General features: G+C 29.4%; 18 protein-coding genes and 3 tRNA genes. 18 read left to right on the top strand and 3 right to left on the bottom strand.

The genetic code is table 11. From position 1 onward, the window contains the following. Genes ACKU3H_RS14340 through ACKU3H_RS14330 form a run of 3 tightly spaced genes read left to right on the top strand, consistent with a single transcriptional unit; the run spans nucleotide 1 to nucleotide 2423 of the window. Complete coding sequence (locus tag ACKU3H_RS14340; protein ID WP_320034554.1) at nucleotides 1–987, top strand: hypothetical protein; 987 nt, start codon at nucleotides 1–3, stop codon at nucleotides 985–987. Continuing rightward, nucleotides 988–1554, top strand: coding sequence for a D-sedoheptulose 7-phosphate isomerase (gene gmhA, locus ACKU3H_RS14335; RefSeq protein WP_320034553.1), 567 nt, complete (start codon nucleotides 988–990; stop codon nucleotides 1552–1554). A 2-nt stretch (nucleotides 1555–1556) separates the two neighbouring features. Beyond that, entirely contained in the window at nucleotides 1557–2423 is an 867-nt protein-coding gene (locus ACKU3H_RS14330; RefSeq protein ID WP_320034552.1) for a glycosyltransferase family 4 protein, read from the top strand. On the opposite strand, the gene ACKU3H_RS14325 is transcribed toward ACKU3H_RS14330, so the two are convergent. Next, nucleotides 2420–3220 carry a DNA ligase gene (locus tag ACKU3H_RS14325; protein WP_320034551.1) on the bottom strand — a complete coding sequence of 267 codons (801 nt, stop codon included), beginning with the start codon at nucleotides 3218–3220 and terminating at the stop codon, nucleotides 2420–2422. The genes ACKU3H_RS14330 and ACKU3H_RS14325 overlap by 4 nt on opposite strands. A 152-nt stretch (nucleotides 3221–3372) precedes the next feature. Between ACKU3H_RS14325 and rpmB the strand changes: the two genes are divergently transcribed. The 13 genes from rpmB (at nucleotide 3373) to ACKU3H_RS14260 (ending at nucleotide 13774) form a co-directional block, all read left to right on the top strand. Continuing rightward, complete coding sequence (gene rpmB, locus ACKU3H_RS14320) at nucleotides 3373–3561, top strand: 50S ribosomal protein L28 (protein ID WP_320034550.1); 189 nt, start codon at nucleotides 3373–3375, stop codon at nucleotides 3559–3561. A 27-nt stretch (nucleotides 3562–3588) separates the two neighbouring features. Then, the gene (locus ACKU3H_RS14315) at nucleotides 3589–4710 is read left to right on the top strand and encodes a TrkA C-terminal domain-containing protein (protein ID WP_320034549.1); all 1122 of its coding nucleotides are present in this window, start codon (nucleotides 3589–3591) and stop codon (nucleotides 4708–4710) included. A gap of 12 nt (nucleotides 4711–4722) precedes the next feature. Continuing rightward, nucleotides 4723–5904: a bifunctional glutamate N-acetyltransferase/amino-acid acetyltransferase ArgJ gene (gene argJ, locus ACKU3H_RS14310; protein WP_320034548.1), complete on the top strand. Its 1182-nt coding sequence runs from the start codon at nucleotides 4723–4725 to the stop codon at nucleotides 5902–5904. A gap of 144 nt (nucleotides 5905–6048) precedes the next feature. Further along, complete coding sequence (locus ACKU3H_RS14305; RefSeq protein ID WP_320034547.1) at nucleotides 6049–6270, top strand: DUF465 domain-containing protein; 222 nt, start codon at nucleotides 6049–6051, stop codon at nucleotides 6268–6270. Between the two features lie 138 nt (nucleotides 6271–6408). Then, nucleotides 6409–8991 carry a DNA gyrase subunit A gene (gene gyrA, locus ACKU3H_RS14300; protein ID WP_320034546.1) on the top strand — a complete coding sequence of 861 codons (2583 nt, stop codon included), beginning with the start codon at nucleotides 6409–6411 and terminating at the stop codon, nucleotides 8989–8991. Continuing rightward, entirely contained in the window at nucleotides 8991–10022 is a 1032-nt protein-coding gene (locus ACKU3H_RS14295; protein ID WP_320034545.1) for an aspartate-semialdehyde dehydrogenase, read from the top strand. Before gyrA ends, ACKU3H_RS14295 begins: the two co-directional genes overlap by 1 nt. 7 nt (nucleotides 10023–10029) lie before the next feature. Then, nucleotides 10030–10542, top strand: a complete 513-nt coding sequence (locus ACKU3H_RS14290) for a YqhA family protein (protein WP_320034544.1) — start codon at nucleotides 10030–10032, stop codon at nucleotides 10540–10542. Between the two features lie 97 nt (nucleotides 10543–10639). Beyond that, nucleotides 10640–11677, top strand: coding sequence for a uroporphyrinogen decarboxylase (gene hemE, locus ACKU3H_RS14285; protein WP_320034543.1), 1038 nt, complete (start codon nucleotides 10640–10642; stop codon nucleotides 11675–11677). After that, the gene (locus ACKU3H_RS14280; protein WP_320034542.1) at nucleotides 11678–12595 is read left to right on the top strand and encodes a radical SAM protein; all 918 of its coding nucleotides are present in this window, start codon (nucleotides 11678–11680) and stop codon (nucleotides 12593–12595) included. It abuts the gene before it with no gap. Nucleotides 12596–12669: 74 nt separating this feature from the next. Beyond that, nucleotides 12670–12744, top strand: a tRNA-Asn gene (locus ACKU3H_RS14275). 38 nt (nucleotides 12745–12782) lie between these two features. Beyond that, nucleotides 12783–12857 (top strand) — tRNA-Asn (locus ACKU3H_RS14270). Between the two features lie 35 nt (nucleotides 12858–12892). After that, a tRNA-Asn gene (locus ACKU3H_RS14265) sits at nucleotides 12893–12967 on the top strand. Between the two features lie 273 nt (nucleotides 12968–13240). Continuing rightward, the gene (locus tag ACKU3H_RS14260) at nucleotides 13241–13774 is read left to right on the top strand and encodes a hypothetical protein (protein ID WP_320034541.1); all 534 of its coding nucleotides are present in this window, start codon (nucleotides 13241–13243) and stop codon (nucleotides 13772–13774) included. A 17-nt stretch (nucleotides 13775–13791) separates the two neighbouring features. Here the strand turns inward: ACKU3H_RS14260 and ACKU3H_RS14255 are convergent, their stop codons facing one another. Further along, entirely contained in the window at nucleotides 13792–13917 is a 126-nt protein-coding gene (locus ACKU3H_RS14255) for a hypothetical protein (protein ID WP_407933692.1), read from the bottom strand. A 295-nt stretch (nucleotides 13918–14212) separates the two neighbouring features. Here ACKU3H_RS14255 and ACKU3H_RS14250 point away from each other — a divergent pair, with 295 nt between their 5' ends. Continuing rightward, on the top strand, nucleotides 14213–14737 hold the full coding sequence (locus tag ACKU3H_RS14250) for a hypothetical protein (RefSeq protein ID WP_320034540.1): 525 nt from the start codon (nucleotides 14213–14215) through the stop codon (nucleotides 14735–14737). An 83-nt stretch (nucleotides 14738–14820) separates the two neighbouring features. Continuing rightward, nucleotides 14821–16005 carry a putative phage abortive infection protein gene (locus tag ACKU3H_RS14245; protein ID WP_320034539.1) on the top strand — a complete coding sequence of 395 codons (1185 nt, stop codon included), beginning with the start codon at nucleotides 14821–14823 and terminating at the stop codon, nucleotides 16003–16005. On the opposite strand, the gene ACKU3H_RS14240 is transcribed toward ACKU3H_RS14245, so the two are convergent. Beyond that, the gene (locus tag ACKU3H_RS14240; protein WP_320034538.1) at nucleotides 15980–16384 is read right to left on the bottom strand and encodes a phage protein GemA/Gp16 family protein; all 405 of its coding nucleotides are present in this window, start codon (nucleotides 16382–16384) and stop codon (nucleotides 15980–15982) included. The genes ACKU3H_RS14245 and ACKU3H_RS14240 overlap by 26 nt on opposite strands. Nucleotides 16385–16432 lie beyond the last annotated feature (48 nt).

The following is a 16432-nucleotide window of genomic DNA, read 5'->3' as shown; positions in this document are numbered from 1 at the left end:
ATGAGTATTTATAAAAAAATTGTAAAGTTTAATCTCTTATCGACGTTGATAGTTTTGATTTTAGTTTTAGGGGCTTTATTTGTAGTGTATTTTAAACTATTACCTTCAAAAATATTTTTTGAAGATAAAAAATTTAAGTCTATTCATATGGATAAGTTTGTAGAAAATAAAGATTTGGATATTATCTTTATTGGAAGTAGTAGAACTCAAAATCAATTAAGTTCAAATTTGTTTGAAAAAAATGGATTTAGTGTATATAATTATGGTGTACCGGGTATGAAAATATCAGATTTCCCTTTTGCTGTTTATAAAGCAGTTGAGAAAAAGCCTAAATATATATTTTTAAATATAGAATTAAACGACTTTTATGAAGAAGTAAATACTATGTTTCCAACATATATTGATAGAGAGTTTTTTAATAGTGATTTTAAATATATTAGTTCAAATGATTATTTAAATGAAAACTTTAGAATAAAAGATATATTTAGACAAATAAAAACATATTATAAAAATCATGAGATTAATAAATTTTTGAATTCATATCAAAAAAGTTATATAGCTGGTATTGATTGCAATGCAATATACTGGAGAGGAAATATCTTAGATAGAAGCGTTCTTTTCTGTGATAATGGTGATGGAATAATATTCAATAAACAAAAACTTAAAACAGAAAAAAAAGATATTGATTTAAAAATAAAAAAAATTAATGATGAAAAAATCAATATCTTAAATAGATTAATATTTACAATAAAATCAAATGGTATAATTCCAATTGTATTACTTGAACCAATTAGTTATAATACATTTTATAAATACAATAAAGAGTATTTTAATAGAGTAATCGATTCCAAGATTATATATCTATTAGATTTTCAAGTAAATAATGCTAATTTATGGGCAGATATAAATCATTTTAATGTAATTGGAAGAAAAATCTATTCTGAAAAAATATTAAATGAATTTAAAGAGATACAAAAGGTTAAATAATTGAAAAGTGTAATTGAAAAAGAGTTTTTAGGTCACCTAGAAACTATTCAAAAAGTTATGGAAACTATGGCTGAGCCTTTACAAGAGGCAGCAGCATTAGCAGTAGATACATTAAAAAATGGAAATAAAATTCTACTTTTTGGAAATGGTGGAAGTGCGGCAGATGCACAACATATTGCAGCAGAACTTACAGGAAGATATAAAACTGAAAGAAGAGGACTACCTGGTATTGCCCTTACAACAGATACTTCAGCTTTAACAGCTATTGGAAACGATTATGGTTATGATAGAGTTTTTGATAGACAAGTTGAATCTTTGGCTGTAAAAGGGGACTTACTTATTGGAATCTCAACTTCAGGAAACTCAGGCAATGTAATAAATGCTTTTAAAGTTGGTCAAGAACTTGGATGTAAAATTGTAGGTTTAAGTGGTAGAGATGGTGGAGCTATGAATGACTTATGTGATATAAATCTTGTAGTTCCTTCAAATGATACTCCTAGAATACAAGAGATGCATATACTTTTTGGTCATACAATTTGCCAAATCATAGACAATGAGCTAAGTTAAATATGAGCCATACAATAAGTTTCAAAGCAAAAAATAGACTTATAGAAGAGTTATTAAAACAAGACAATATCTCTTTAGTTTCAAAAAGCTCTTTTATGGATAAATTATTATTCAAGAAAAAAGAGTATGCTAAAGTATATTTTCATACAGGAACAATTGATAATATTGCTAGTGAAAATATAAAAAATGCAAAGAAAATTATTGTTAACTCAAAAACTTCAAAAGAGGAGATCTCACAAAAATTTAATATAGATGAAAACTCTATTGAAGTTATTTATCCAGCTGTAGATATTGAGTATAAAAAACCCAAAGAGGTGAAAACACAGTTTTGTGAAAAATTTAATATCGACCCAAAAAAGAAAATCATCTTTTTTACAGGAAGAAATCTAAAAGCTTCAGGTGTTATTGAATTTATAAATATAGTGATGCAATTAGCAAATAATAATTTCTTTGCCCTTGTAGCTGGAGAGAAAAAACAGATTACTAATTTGAAGTTTCAGTTATCAAAGTTTAATTTAGAAGATAAACTTTTACTTCTTGAAGATTATGAAGATGTGGATGAACTATTTTTAGCTTCAGATATTTTTCTTCTTCCAACACATACAAAAAGTTTTGCACTAAATGTTCTAAAAGCTATGTTTTGTAAAAGTGTAGTTTTTACTACAGTAAACAATGCTTCAAAAGAGTTGATTGATGTATTCTCAACAATGGAATCACCAAATGACAGAAGTATGCAATTTAAACTTGAAGCGATATTACAAAATAAAGATGATATGAAACTTATTAAAAAACAAAATAGAAAAATAGCCAAAAACTATACTTTGGAAAAGCAGTTAGAAAAGATAAACTCTATATTAGAAACAATCTAATCTTTTCTAATATGCAAAAATGAAGCAAACTTAGGTTTGCCATTTTTTGTAAAACCATAATATTTAAATGTAACTATATCACCTATTTTGGCTGGATATTTTCTTTGTTTATCTGTAAAACCAGTTCCAAGGTTAAAGGTTATTCCATTTTCAAGTTTTATTACTAAACTTTTCAAAACCTTAGTTTTTTGAGATATATTTATCCCTATAACCACACCTTCCATATCTTTGGCTTTTTTTACTTTTAAAATAAAAGGTGACCTTCCTGTATGATACTCTTTACTTGGGTCTTTTATAATAACACCTTCACCTTTTTTATTTATAATCTCTTCTAAATATTTATTTAGATTCTCTTTATTTACAACTTTTTCTTGTTTTATTATTTGTACATGGCTATTTTTATTTTTTATAAACCACTTGTTGGCTTTTTCTAATCTTTTTATAAAATCTGCTTTTGCATTTGGTACTTCAAAGATATTATAAGTTATTTGCTTCCATTCTAAGCTAGGAGTTTTATCCATCACAATACTTTGGATATTTTCAAAGTCGTCTCTTTTTGTCCAAAGTTCACCATCAAGTTCAAAATCTGGAAAGTTTTTCGTAAACCAGCTTGGGGCATAGATTTTTTTACCTTTTCGTGTAAGTAACTCTTTCCCATCCCAATAGGCTCTAATCCCATCGAGTTTCTCACTCATAAGCCAAGAGTTTATATTTTCATCACCTTGATAGCTTTGAGGCTTTTGAATCTCAATCGCAAAAGTAAAAATAGATAATAAACATAGTATAATAATCTTCACAATATGCCTTTGTAATAAATAATGCAAAATATTATCATATTAAAGATAAAAAGAATTATTTTAAAAAAAACTCTTAAATTTAACTTTAACTTAAGAATTGCAAGGTATAATACGCGAATATTTTTCACTATAAAAAAATTGAAGGAACTAAAATGTCAAGAAGATGTGCGATTTCAGGAAAAGGACCTATGGTTGGTAACAACGTAAGTCACGCAAAAAACAGAACTAAGAGAAGATTTGTACCAAACTTAAGAACTGTAAGAGTTACTTTAGAAGATGGAACTACACAAAAAATCAGAATCTCAGCTAAAGAGTTAAGAACTCTTAAAAAACACTCATAAGAGAGCACTTTAGAGTAAAGTGCTTTCATGAGCATCTTTAGAAGAATAAAAAAATCCCTTGGGTGGGAATTTCGTTCAGCTAAGCCTGAATACGATCTTAATCCATTAATTTACTCACAATTAAAACCTTTTAGAGTACCATTAGTTCTAGTTCAAGTAGTAATGATCATAGGAACAATGGGATATATCCTAATTGATGATTTTCCAATTTTAGATGCAATCTACCAAACAGGTATTACATTTACAACTGTAGGTTTTGGAGAAGTTGCTCCAATCTCTCCTGCTGGAAGATTTTTTACTATTACACTTATTATTTTTGGATTTGCTTTGTTTACACTTTCAACTGCAATCTTGATTGATGCAGTTATCAAAGGTAGATTATTTGATCTTTATAAGGAAAGAAATATGCTTTATAAAATAGCTAGACTTAGAAAACACTTTGTATTATTCTATCACAATGAATATACTGCCCAATTAGCAAAGCAGTTTAACCAAAACCATGTGCCATTTGTAGTAGTTGACCCAAGTGATGATATTGAGCAGATTGCAAAAGAGTGCAACTATCCTTATTATGTAAAAGAGGAACCTTTTAAAGAGACTGCCTTTTTAAAATCACACTTAAGTTCAGCTAAGGGTGCAATATCTTTATCTAAAAATATCTCAAACAATATTACTCTTATTGCGTCTGTTAGACTATATGAAAAAGAGTTAGGTAGAAGCCCATTTCTAATCATTGCAAATGCAGAAAGTCATAATGAAAAAATTAGACTTATGAAACTTGGAGCAGATAAAGTTGTTGCAACTCCATCACTTATGGCAAAAAGAGTTTCAGCTATGGCAATAAGACCAGATATGGAAAATGTACTTGAAGAGTTTTTATATAAACCTGATACTCCAATTGATATGGAAGAAGCCTTTGTAAATGAAGAATCTTGGGCTGTAAATAAAGAGATAAAAGACTTAAAACTTAGGGATAAATTTAAAGTTTCTATTATAGGGATTACTGAAAGGAAAGGCAGGTTTATCCAAATGCCAAAAGGTAATGTAATAATTACTCCAGGATGTAAGCTTCTTTTAGTTGGTAACCAAAGAGGGATTACAAGAGCTAGAAGAATAGTTGCTTTAAGAAACAAACCAAAAGATTTATAAGGAATTTAAAAAATGTTTACAATTTTACCTATAAAAGGTTTTATAGACCAAATAGATGGTTTTTACTGTGATGGAATACATGCAGGATTAAAACCAAATGGAAATTTTGATTTAGGATTTATATATAGTGATATAGCTTGTGATGTAGAAGCTGTATTTACATTAAACAAATTTCAAGCTGCACCATTAAAACATTATCAAAGATATGAAAAAGATTTTAAAACAAATTTTGTATTAGTAAACTCAAAAAATGCAAATGCATTAACAGGAGAAAAAGGTATAGAAGATATCAATACTATATTCTCTTCATTAGATTTTGATTTAATCAATCCTATTATGAGTAGTACAGGAGTTATTGGTAATCCTCTTCCTATTGAAAAAATAGTAAAAGGTGCAAATAGTTTTGATTTAAGCTCAAAAGGTGGAGAAAATCTAAGTCGTGCTATTATGACAACTGATGCATATCCTAAAACTTCACTTTATGAAGTAAAACTTGAAGATGGAACTTCTTTTAAAATAGGTTCAGTTGCAAAAGGTGCAGGGATGATAAATCCAAATCTTGCAACAATGCTTTGTTTTATTTGTACGGATGCTGCTATTCCTAAAGAGGATATGAAAGAGTTACTTGAAATAAACTCTCATAGTACTTTTAATGCTATCTCAGTAGATGGTGATACTTCTACAAATGATACAGTATTGCTTTTAACAAATAAAAAATCAAATGCATACGATAAAGAAGCTTTCAAAGAGGCTCTTAGACTTGTGATGCATGATATGGCTATGTTAATGGTAGCAGATGGTGAAGGTGCTAAAAAAGCAGTTGCATTTGAGGTTATAAATGCAGCAAGCAATGAAGAGGCTGAAACTGCAGCAAAAGCACTTTCAAATTCACTTTTAGTAAAAACTGCACTTTATGGAGAAGATCCAAACTTTGGAAGAATAGCTTCAACTATTGGAGCTAGCCGTGTAACTTGTGATGAAACAAAACTTGTAATCTCTTATAATGATGTAGTTGTATTCAACAAAGGTGAGATTTGTTTTGATAAAGAACAAGAAGCAAAAGCCAGTGAAGTTCTTAAAAATGACAAATATAAAGTTATCTGTGATTTAGGAGTAGGTGAGGGAAAATTTACAGCCTATGGTTGTGACCTTGGTTATAAATATATCGAAATAAACGCAGACTACAGAACTTAAAATATCAAATAAAAGTGGTTTTTACCACTTTTATACCTCCATAACTTATTTATAAAACATATAATTTAAATCCTTTTCAACACTTTTTATTAAGTCTCATATTGTTATAATGAATTAACTTTTTAAATAAGAGAGGTATAAAAAATGTTTCATGAACATAGAGAAGTTATCGCTGAATTAAAACAGAGTGATGGTCATTTTGTAAAAGTTTTTGAAAGACATAATGACTTAGATGAAGAGATTGCTCAAATGGAAAAAGACCTTGCTGATCAATTTGAAATTGAAAAGAAGAAAAAAGAGAAGTTAAAACTAAAAGATGAAGTATATAATATGATTATTAAATACAAAAACGAGGCTTTGGTTTAAAAAAAACCTCCAATATTAAAAGGGATAAAAGTAAAAAAACTTTTATCCCTTTTTTTTTCCTTAAAATTTCTATAATAAGCCTTATACTAAGCCCTTTTTAGATAAAATATCTAAATTTTACAATAAAGGCATTTTTTAATGGAGAACCTTTTCGAAAATCAAGATATTATTAACATAAATATTGAAGACAGTATTAAAGCTTCATATTTAGATTATTCTATGAGTGTTATCATAGGTAGAGCACTTCCTGATGCAAAAGATGGATTAAAACCAGTACACAGAAGAATTCTTTACGCTATGCATGATTTAAACATGAGTGCAAGAGCACCATACAAGAAATCTGCAAGGATTGTTGGGGATGTTATTGGTAAGTATCACCCACACGGAGATAGTTCTGTTTATGATGCCCTAGTAAGAATGGCACAAGATTTCTCAATGAGAGCACCACTAGTTGATGGTCAAGGAAACTTCGGTTCAATTGACGGAGATAGCGCTGCTGCTATGAGGTATACAGAAGCTAGAATGACAAGAATCTCAGAAGATGTATTAAGAGATTTAGATAAAGATACAGTTAACTTTGTACCAAACTATGATGATACTTTAAAAGAACCAGATGTATTACCTACAAGAGTTCCAACTCTACTTTTAAATGGGTCTGAAGGTATTGCAGTTGGTATGGCTACAAAAATTCCTCCACACAACTTAGGGGAATTATTAGATGCTGTATTACATACTATTGATAATCCAAACACAACTGCTGATGAGTTAATGGAGTTTATCCAAGGTCCAGATTTCCCAACAGGTGGTACAATTTTTGGTAGACGTGGTATTATAGATGCTTATAACACAGGTCGTGGTAGAGTTAAAATAAGAGCTAAACATCATATCGAATCAAAAGGTAAGAAAGAGGTTATTGTTTTAGATGAATTACCATACCAAGTAAATAAAGCTAGACTTATTGAGCAAATTGCAAATCTTGCAAAAGATAAGCAAATTGAAGGTATCTCAGAAGTTAGAGATGAGTCAGATAGAGAAGGTATCAGAGTAGTAATTGAGCTTAAAAAAGATGCTATGAGTGAGATTGTATTAAATAACCTTTACAAATCAACTCCTATGGAAACTACATTTGGTATTATCCTTTTAGCAGTACATAACAAAGAGCCTAAAGTATTTACTTTACCTGAGTTATTAAAAGTATTCTTATCTCATAGAAAAACAGTAATTATTAGAAGAACAATATTTGATTTAGAAAAAGCAAAAGCTAGAGCTCATATTTTAGAAGGTTTAAAAATTGCCGTTGATAATATTGACGAAGTTGTTAAGATTATCAGAGCTAGTGAAAATGATGCAGATGCAAAAGATAAACTTCAAGAAAGATTCTCTTTATCTCCAATCCAATCACAAGCTATTTTAGATATGAGATTAGGAAGACTTACAGGTCTTCAAAGAGATAAATTAGAAGCTGAATATCAAGAGTTATTAGTACTTATTGCAGAATTAGAATCTATCTTAAAATCTGAAGATAAATTAAATGAAATCATCAGAGAAGAGTTAGTTGAGATTAGAGAAAAATATTCAGATGAAAGAAGAACTGAAATTGAAGATTCATATGATGAGATTGATATTGAAGACTTAATTCCAAATGAGCCAATGGTAGTTACTATTACTCACAATGGATATGTAAAAAGAGTACCAATCAAATCTTATGAAAAACAAAGAAGAGGTGGTAAAGGTAAAGTAGCTGTTACTACTCACGAAGATGACTTTATAGAGAAGTTCTTTGTATCTAATACACACGATACCTTGATGTTCATCACAAATATGGGACAATTATACTGGCTGAAAGTTTATAGAATCCCTGAAGGAAGTAGATCAGCAAAAGGTAAAGCAGTAGTTAACTTAATCAACTTAAGACCTGATGAGAAGATTATGGCTATCTTACCAACAAGTGATTTTGATGAGTCTAAATCTTTAGCATTCTTTACTAGAAATGGTATTGTAAAAAGAACATCATTAACAGACTTTGCAAACATCAGAAGCAATGGTGTAAGAGCAATCGTTCTTGATGATGCAGATGAAGTTGTAACAGCTAAGATTACAACTCCTGAAACACAATTCTTGATGATATTTACAAGTCTTGGTCAATGTATCAGATTTGATATTGAAAAAACAAGAGAGCAAGGAAGAACAACAAGAGGGGTTAGAGGTATTAAGTTTAAACACGATACTGACTTTGTTGTTGATGCTGAGATTATTGAAGATGACCAACATGAGTTATTAACTGTATCTGAAAAAGGTATTGGAAAAAGAACAACTGTTGATGAATATAGATTAACAAACAGAGCTGGTTCTGGTGTTATCTCTATGAAACTTCACCAAAAAACAGGAAATGTAGTTGGTGCAGTACTTGTTGATGAAACACAAGACTTAATGGCATTAACTTCTATTGGTAAGATGATAAGAGTTGACATGCAAACAATTAGAAAAGCTGGAAGAAACACTTCTGGTGTAATTATTGTAAATGTAGATGCAAAAGATAAAGTTGTATCAATTGCAAGATGTCCAAAAGAGGAAGATGAAGAGCTAAGTATAGAAAATGCAGATACTATGGACGGTATCGATTTAAACGAGTTCAATCTTTTAGATAAAGAAGAACCTATTTCTGAAGAAAATAACTCTTTAGATGTAGAAGAAAACAATGATGACAAAGGAAATGAATAATGAGAAAATTTAATGTAGCAGTAGTGGGTGCTACAGGTGCTGTTGGTGAAGAACTTTTTAGAGTATTAAAAGATTATAACTTCCCAATCAACAATTTAGTTCCCCTAGCAAGTGCAAGAAGTGCAGGAAGCAAAGTGGAATATGATGGAAAAGAGATAACAGTATTAGAGCTTACTGAAACTTGTTTTGAAGAAAATGAAGTTGATATTGCATTTTTTAGTGCAGGTGGTTCAGTTTCTGAAAAATTCGCAAAATATGCAGTTGAAGCTGGTGCAGTAGTTATTGATAACACAAGTCACTTTAGAATGGAACCAAATGTTCCATTAGTAGTGCCAGAAGTAAATCCAGAAGATATTGCAAACTGGAGAGAAACAGGGATTATTGCAAACCCAAATTGTTCTACAATTCAAATGGTACTTGCTTTAAAACCTCTTGATAATTTATATGGTATCAAAAGAGTAGATGTATCTACTTACCAAGCAGTTTCAGGAGCAGGTAAAACTGGTATGGAAGAGCTTGTAAAACAGATGCAAGATTTCTTTGCATTTAGACTTGATGAGAGTGAAAAAAATGCATTTGCTCACCAAATTGCACTTAATGTAATTCCTCAAATTGATGTAGCTCAGCCAAATGGATTTACTAAAGAAGAGATGAAGATGGTAAATGAAACTCAAAAAATCTTACACAAAGATGTACAAGTTGCAGCAACTTGTGTTAGAGTTCCAGTTTTAAGATCTCACTCTGAGTCTATTACAGTTACATTTGATGATAGTGTAGATGTAAGTGTAGATGAAGTAAGAGAAGCCTTAGCAGCTTTTGAAAATGTTGAAGTTATAGATGACTTAGAAAATAACGCATACCCAATGCCAATAATTTCAACTGATACAGATATAACATATTGTGGAAGAATTAGAAAAGATGTTTACGCAAAAAACGTTGTTCACTTCTTTAATGTTGCAGACCAAGTAAGAGTAGGGGCTGCTACAAATGCAGTAAGAATTGCACTTAAATGGATTGAATTAGGAGAATAATTTCTTTATGATAGAAAGAATTTTCGAAAGCACTATGTGGAAAGCAAGGCTTTTTGTCTTGCTTGCTGTTATATTCGGTCTTGTAGGCTCTACAATTTTATTTATTGTTGCATCTATAGATATTTTTGAAGTATTGACTTATACTTTTGAAGTATATACAAAAGGGCTTCACCCTGAAGATTTCCATGAAGCTATTGTAAGTAAAATAATAGGTGCAGTGGATTTATATCTTATTGCAGTTGTTATGCTTATATTTGCATTTGGACTTTATGAATTGTTTATTTCAAAAATAGATGTGGCAGAATCATCAAATAATGGAGCAAATATTTTAAATATCTCATCACTAGATCAGTTAAAAGATAAAATTGCAAAAGTTATTGTAATGGTTTTAGTTGTAAGTTTCTTCCAAAAAGTCTTACACACTAGCTATAACGGAGCTTTAGAGATGTTATATTTTGCACTTTCTATTGGATTATTAGCTGTTGGGCTATTTTTCTTGGGGAAAGTTGGAAAGCACTAAAAAGCTTTTATTTAAAGCTTTTTGATTTTACTACTTTTTAAAAAGTAGAATAGAATAAAAAGTCCCTTTAAAATAGGGACGATTTTAAGGAATATGTATGTCAAAAATTTTTGTTGATGCTTGTCTTAGAAAAGAGACTCCATATACACCTGTATGGATGATGAGACAAGCTGGAAGATATCTTCCAGAGTATATGGAAGTTAGAAAGAAAGCTGGGGATTTTTTATCTTTATGTCATAATCCAGAAATGGCTTGTGAAGTTACAATTCAACCACTTGATATAGTTGGAGTTGATGCGGCAATTTTATTCTCAGATATTTTAGTTATTCCAAATGAGATGGGAATGAAGTTAGAGTTTATAAAAGGTGAAGGTCCTAAGTTTGATACACCAGTAAAAACACAAGAAGATGTTGATGCACTATTAGGTGGAGAAGCAGCAGCTGACAAACTAACTTATGTATATGAAACAATCAAATTATTAAAACAAAGATTACCAGAAGATAAAGCTCTTATTGGGTTTACAGGTGCTCCTTGGACACTTGCAACATATATGATTGAAGGGCAAGGAACAAAAACATACAATATCTGTAAAAAGATGATGTATTCAAATCCTGAGCTTTTACATAATATCCTTAGAAAAGTAACAGAAGTAGTAAAATACTATATGATAAAACAAATTGAAGCTGGTGCTGATGTTGTTCAAATCTTTGACTCATGGGCAGCAGCAATTGAACCATCAAAATATGATGAGTTTTCTTGGTCTTATATGGTTGAAATAGCTGAATATATCAAAGAAAGATATCCAGATATTCCAGTTATCATGTTCCCTAAAGGTGTTGCGGCATTTATTGAAAGAGGACTAGTATATGGAAACTTTGATGTATTTGGTGTAGATTGGGGAACTCCAATGGCACTAGCTAAAGAGAAACTTGGAGACAAATATGTTCTTCAAGGAAATATGGAACCAACAAGACTTTACTCAAAAGAAAGAACTACAGAGTGTGTAGAAGCTATCCAAAAAACAATGCAAGGTGAAGGTCATATCTTCAACCTAGGACATGGTATTTTACCTGATGTTCCAGTTGAAAACGCAATCCACTTTGTAGAAGAGTGCCAAAGAGTGTCAAAAAAATAAATGTCATATTCAAACTCAATTATCTTTGGTCCCGTTCCCTCAAGGAGATTTGGAATCTCTTTGGGCGTGGACTTATCTCCATCATCAAAACAATGTAACTTTGACTGTCTTTACTGTGAACTTGAAAAAGCAAAAACAGTAGATACTATGACTACATATCCAAGTGTATTAGAAGTGATAACAGCCATAAAAGAATCAATAGAAAAACATCCTAAAATAGATGTTATAACTATCACAGCAAATGGTGAACCAACTTTATATCCAAAACTATCAGAACTAATAGCTGAGATAAACAAAATCAAAGGTGATACAAAAACTATGATACTTTCAAATGGAAGTACAATTTATCAAAAAGAGGTTTTTGATGCCTTACTAAAACTTGATACAGTAAAACTATCTCTAGATTGTGTAAGTGAAAAGTGTTTTAAAAAGCTTGATAGAATCCATGATGGTATTGATATTGAAAAAATGATTGACAGTATGGTTGAATTCAGAAAACAAACAACAAACAAGTTTGTTTTAGAAATACTATTTGTAAAAACCTTAAACGACAAAGAGGAAGAGATAGAACTACTTTATGAAGCAGTTAAAAAGATAAATCCTCATAGAGTTGATATTGGTACAATAGATAGACCACCAGCATATGAAGTAAAACCTGTAAGTTTTGAAACTCTGGAAAAAGTAGCAAATACTTTTGAGGGTGTAAATGTAAATATTGCATATAAAAACAGACCAAAACAAACAAATAGTTATAGCGAAGAGGAGATAAAATCTCTACTTTTAAGAAGACCTTTAACTAAAGAAGACATAGATAATATGTTTGATGAAAGTGCAAAAAATACACTAGAAAACTTAGTAAAAAATCAAGAAATTACACTTGTAGATAGTAGTGGAATTAAATTTTATAGAAAATTATAAAAACCATAAAAAATCTCTTGACAAATTAAGCTTTTTTTACTATAATTCCAACCCATTTAAGAGGAAGTATAGATTCCGGCATAGCTCAGTGGTAGAGTAGATGACTGTTAATCATTTGGTCCCTGGTTCGAATCCAGGTGCCGGAGCCACTTAACAACCTTTTAAATAGATAAATTTTAATATAGATTCCGGCATAGCTCAGTGGTAGAGTAGATGACTGTTAATCATTTGGTCCCTGGTTCGAATCCAGGTGCCGGAGCCACTATTTAAAATTTTATTCAAACTTATTAATCAAAATCCGGCATAGCTCAGTGGTAGAGTAGATGACTGTTAATCATTTGGTCCCTGGTTCGAATCCAGGTGCCGGAGCCACTTTTATTTTCGAAGAAAACAAATCAAATCACTAAACATACTTTTTAAAGATTTCTGCTTCAAATCAAAAATATATCATAGTCATTAACAGACGTTAACTCCCATAACATTTTTTCAATTTTCATTGAACTATTCAAAAATTATATTCATTGATTTGATTTAATTTTATTATGCCAATTAACATTATAGACAGTGCTGAATAAGGATGCTAAGAGATACTATAAGAATGTAAAAGATGTTTTAGTATAATACCTAAAATTATAAAGGTATATAATGGCAGATGCAACGATTGTAAATAATACTAAAGATATGTATGAGATAATAGATACCTCAATAAAAATTGGATTAGGTGCTGCAATTGGTGGTGTTTTTAGTTTTTTAACATTAAAATCAAATCAAAAATATGAAGTAAAAAAAGAAAAAAGAGCATTTAAAATTAAAACTTTAGATGAGGCATCTACTATTTTAGAAGAATATTTTAAAAGTAGTTATGAACTTATGAATTTTTTTTATGGATGTGCATACAAAGAAATTTATAACTTTGAATCTTTTAATCAACAAAGAAAAGACACCTATAAAGAAAAGGATACATTGTACTCTAACAGTATAACAAAAGCTCAAGAGTCACTTTCAAAATTTAATATAATAGGTCTAAAAGAGATTGAAAATATTATAATTAACCATGATGAGTTAGTAATAAATATAAGAAATGATTTTATTATTAATAACGATTTACCTCAATTTGAAAAAATTGATAGCATCATTACCAAAATGATTAGTTTAAAAATAAATGTCATGGAGAAATAAATACATACTTTGAAAATCTAGAATAACGAAGGCTCTCTAAGGTGTTTGATGATTTTATTGATTTTTTGCTTTGATAAGTCATAATCACTTGCTAGTTTAAGAACATTTTTCTTACTCATATTTTTTTCATAAGCTTCGCATATTTTTTTATCTCTAAAAGTACTTTTAAATGAAGGTATATATATATTTGTACCCCATGCTCTTTAAGGAAGGTTTCCATAGTGGTGTCTTATTTCTTTATATATTCAAACTAAATCAAGACTATTAATACAAGAACCAGTAGAACTCATAGCACCCTCCCTCTTAAACTTTCTTGAAAGTATATCAAATAAACTTACATAATGCAAGATTATTATAACAACATTACATATAGCAATTGAGAAATTAATTATATGCTTTTAGATAAAATAATCTCAACCTATATTTTAGGAGTATATTATGAAGTTGATGATGAAACATTGTTTTTGGTATATACCAATAATCTTAGTAATACTTTTAAATTATATTTTTTGTACTTATATTTGGTTTGCAATTGAGTTTTTAGAACTATTTAATAATTTGAGCAGTGATGCTAAACATTTTATTCAACTGTTTGTTTTAGGAATGTTAGGTGGGTCGATATACACAAGTATCTATTTTGCAAATGATTATAATGAAGTAATGGAAATAGCTGAAAAAAATAAAAGATTAGAGAAAGCACCCGCAGCAATAGATTTTTTAGGATACATACTCTTTATCTTTGGTGCTGGCATTACAGGAGTTGTATTATATCTGGCATTTAAAGCAGGAATAATTGTTATGTTAGTAGGCAGTTCTGAAATAGAAATTAATAAAGTTGCAACTTGGGTTATTGCATTTTCAGGTGGATTTGGTGCATCTCATGTAAAAAGATTTATTAATCATTTTGTAAAAGAAAATTTAGATAAAGATAATAAACATCAAAAAATTATAAAAAACAAGTAACTCATTTTTAAATGTTTATTTAAAATACTATTAAGGAATAATTCATTTCAACTATATGGTGAGATTTTACACAAAGGAAAAAGATGGAAGAAGAGAAAAAAGAAAATCAAAAGAATAAGAAAAAGATACAAGAGGATATTTTTGATTTTAGACTTTATATAAGTCTCGCCATTGCAGTTTTTCTTATAAGTATAGGTTCATTTGTAGGAAACTTTGGAGATGATAAAATTTCTGATAGTGTTAGTACATGGGGAGCATTTGGAGATTATTTAGGAGGAACACTTAACCCTATATTTGCTTTTGCGAGTTTTATTGCTCTACTTTATACTATAAATTTACAAATTAAAGAACTAAAAGCTTCACGAGAAGAGCTTGAACTTACAAGAGAAGAACTTTCAAAGTCAGCTGATGCACAAAAAGAACAAAGTAATTCTATCAAGATTCAAAACTTTGAAAACACATTTTTTAATATGTTAGATTTACATAATAAAATAGTAGATAATACAAATATATATAAAGGAACTAGTTTATCACATGCTGATTTTACTCCAAAAATGATAAAAAGCAGTAATGGAGAATTATTAAAAGGACGTGAAGCAATTGCCTCATTATTAGAGATAATAGGTAATTTCACTAAGAGAAATAATGATACAAGAAAATTTAATAAATCGTATGATATAGCACATGATACATGTCAAAACTTTATAGGACACTATTTTGGAAATATATATCAAATTCTTAAATTTATTTCTGAAAATAAATTTATATCCAAAGAAGAAAAACACAAATATGCTAGTCTATTTAGAGCACAGTTTTCATCAGATGAATTATTACTTTTATTCTACCATTGTACAGGAAAAATAGGTTCTAAAAAATTCAAACCACTTATTGAAGAATTTAACTTTTTAGAACATCTTAAATTAAATAAAGATGATGAAAATACTCAATTTATAATATATACAGAAATTTATGATATCAAAGCATTTGGAAAAAATAAGAATAAAGTGGAGGAAATAAAAAATGATGAAAAATCTAAAAGAAAAAAGTTAAAAGAAGATGATGATTATTTTGGATGGTTAGATAACACAGTTAAAATTGCAAAAATATTTTTTGATGATAACAATTATGAAAAAGCAGAAGAAATCTTAAATGAATATTTATCTCATAGAAAACGGGAAGAGTTTACTCTTCAAGATAAGATAAAAATATTACTTTATAATATAAAAGAAGAAAAGTCTTTGACTATATCAACTCAAGAGCCACAATAACTTTAGTGGCCTTACCTTTTAGCAAATCTTCCAGCCTTTGGAGTTTATATTTAGAGATTCTAAATACAAAACTTAATAAAGCCTCTTCACTCTTATCCCTTGCCTTTTCCATCCAAACTGTTCTTATCTTTTCAACTTGTGCTTGAGTTATAAGCTCTTTGTCTTCTACCTGATGTAGCATAGGTATATCACTAACTTTTCTATAACAAAAATCTAACAAAAGTTTTAGCTGGTCTATACTCATATCTTTTAAGCTCTTAGCACCAAATCTGCTTTGCATAAACTCTTTTCTCACATTCTCATCACTAAATACATTTGATTTATTTATCTGTATTTTAGTGATAAGATTTTGTTTGTATTCTCTTTGTTTAGGTGTCATAATCTCTCCTTGTTAATCCATTGACTATTAATTTTTATTTAGTTATTA

Origin of the sequence: Halarcobacter sp. (assembly GCF_963675975.1) — a bacterium.
Taxonomy (GTDB): Bacteria; Campylobacterota; Campylobacteria; order Campylobacterales; family Arcobacteraceae; genus Halarcobacter.
This window is presented reverse-complemented; position numbering and strand designations above follow the sequence as displayed.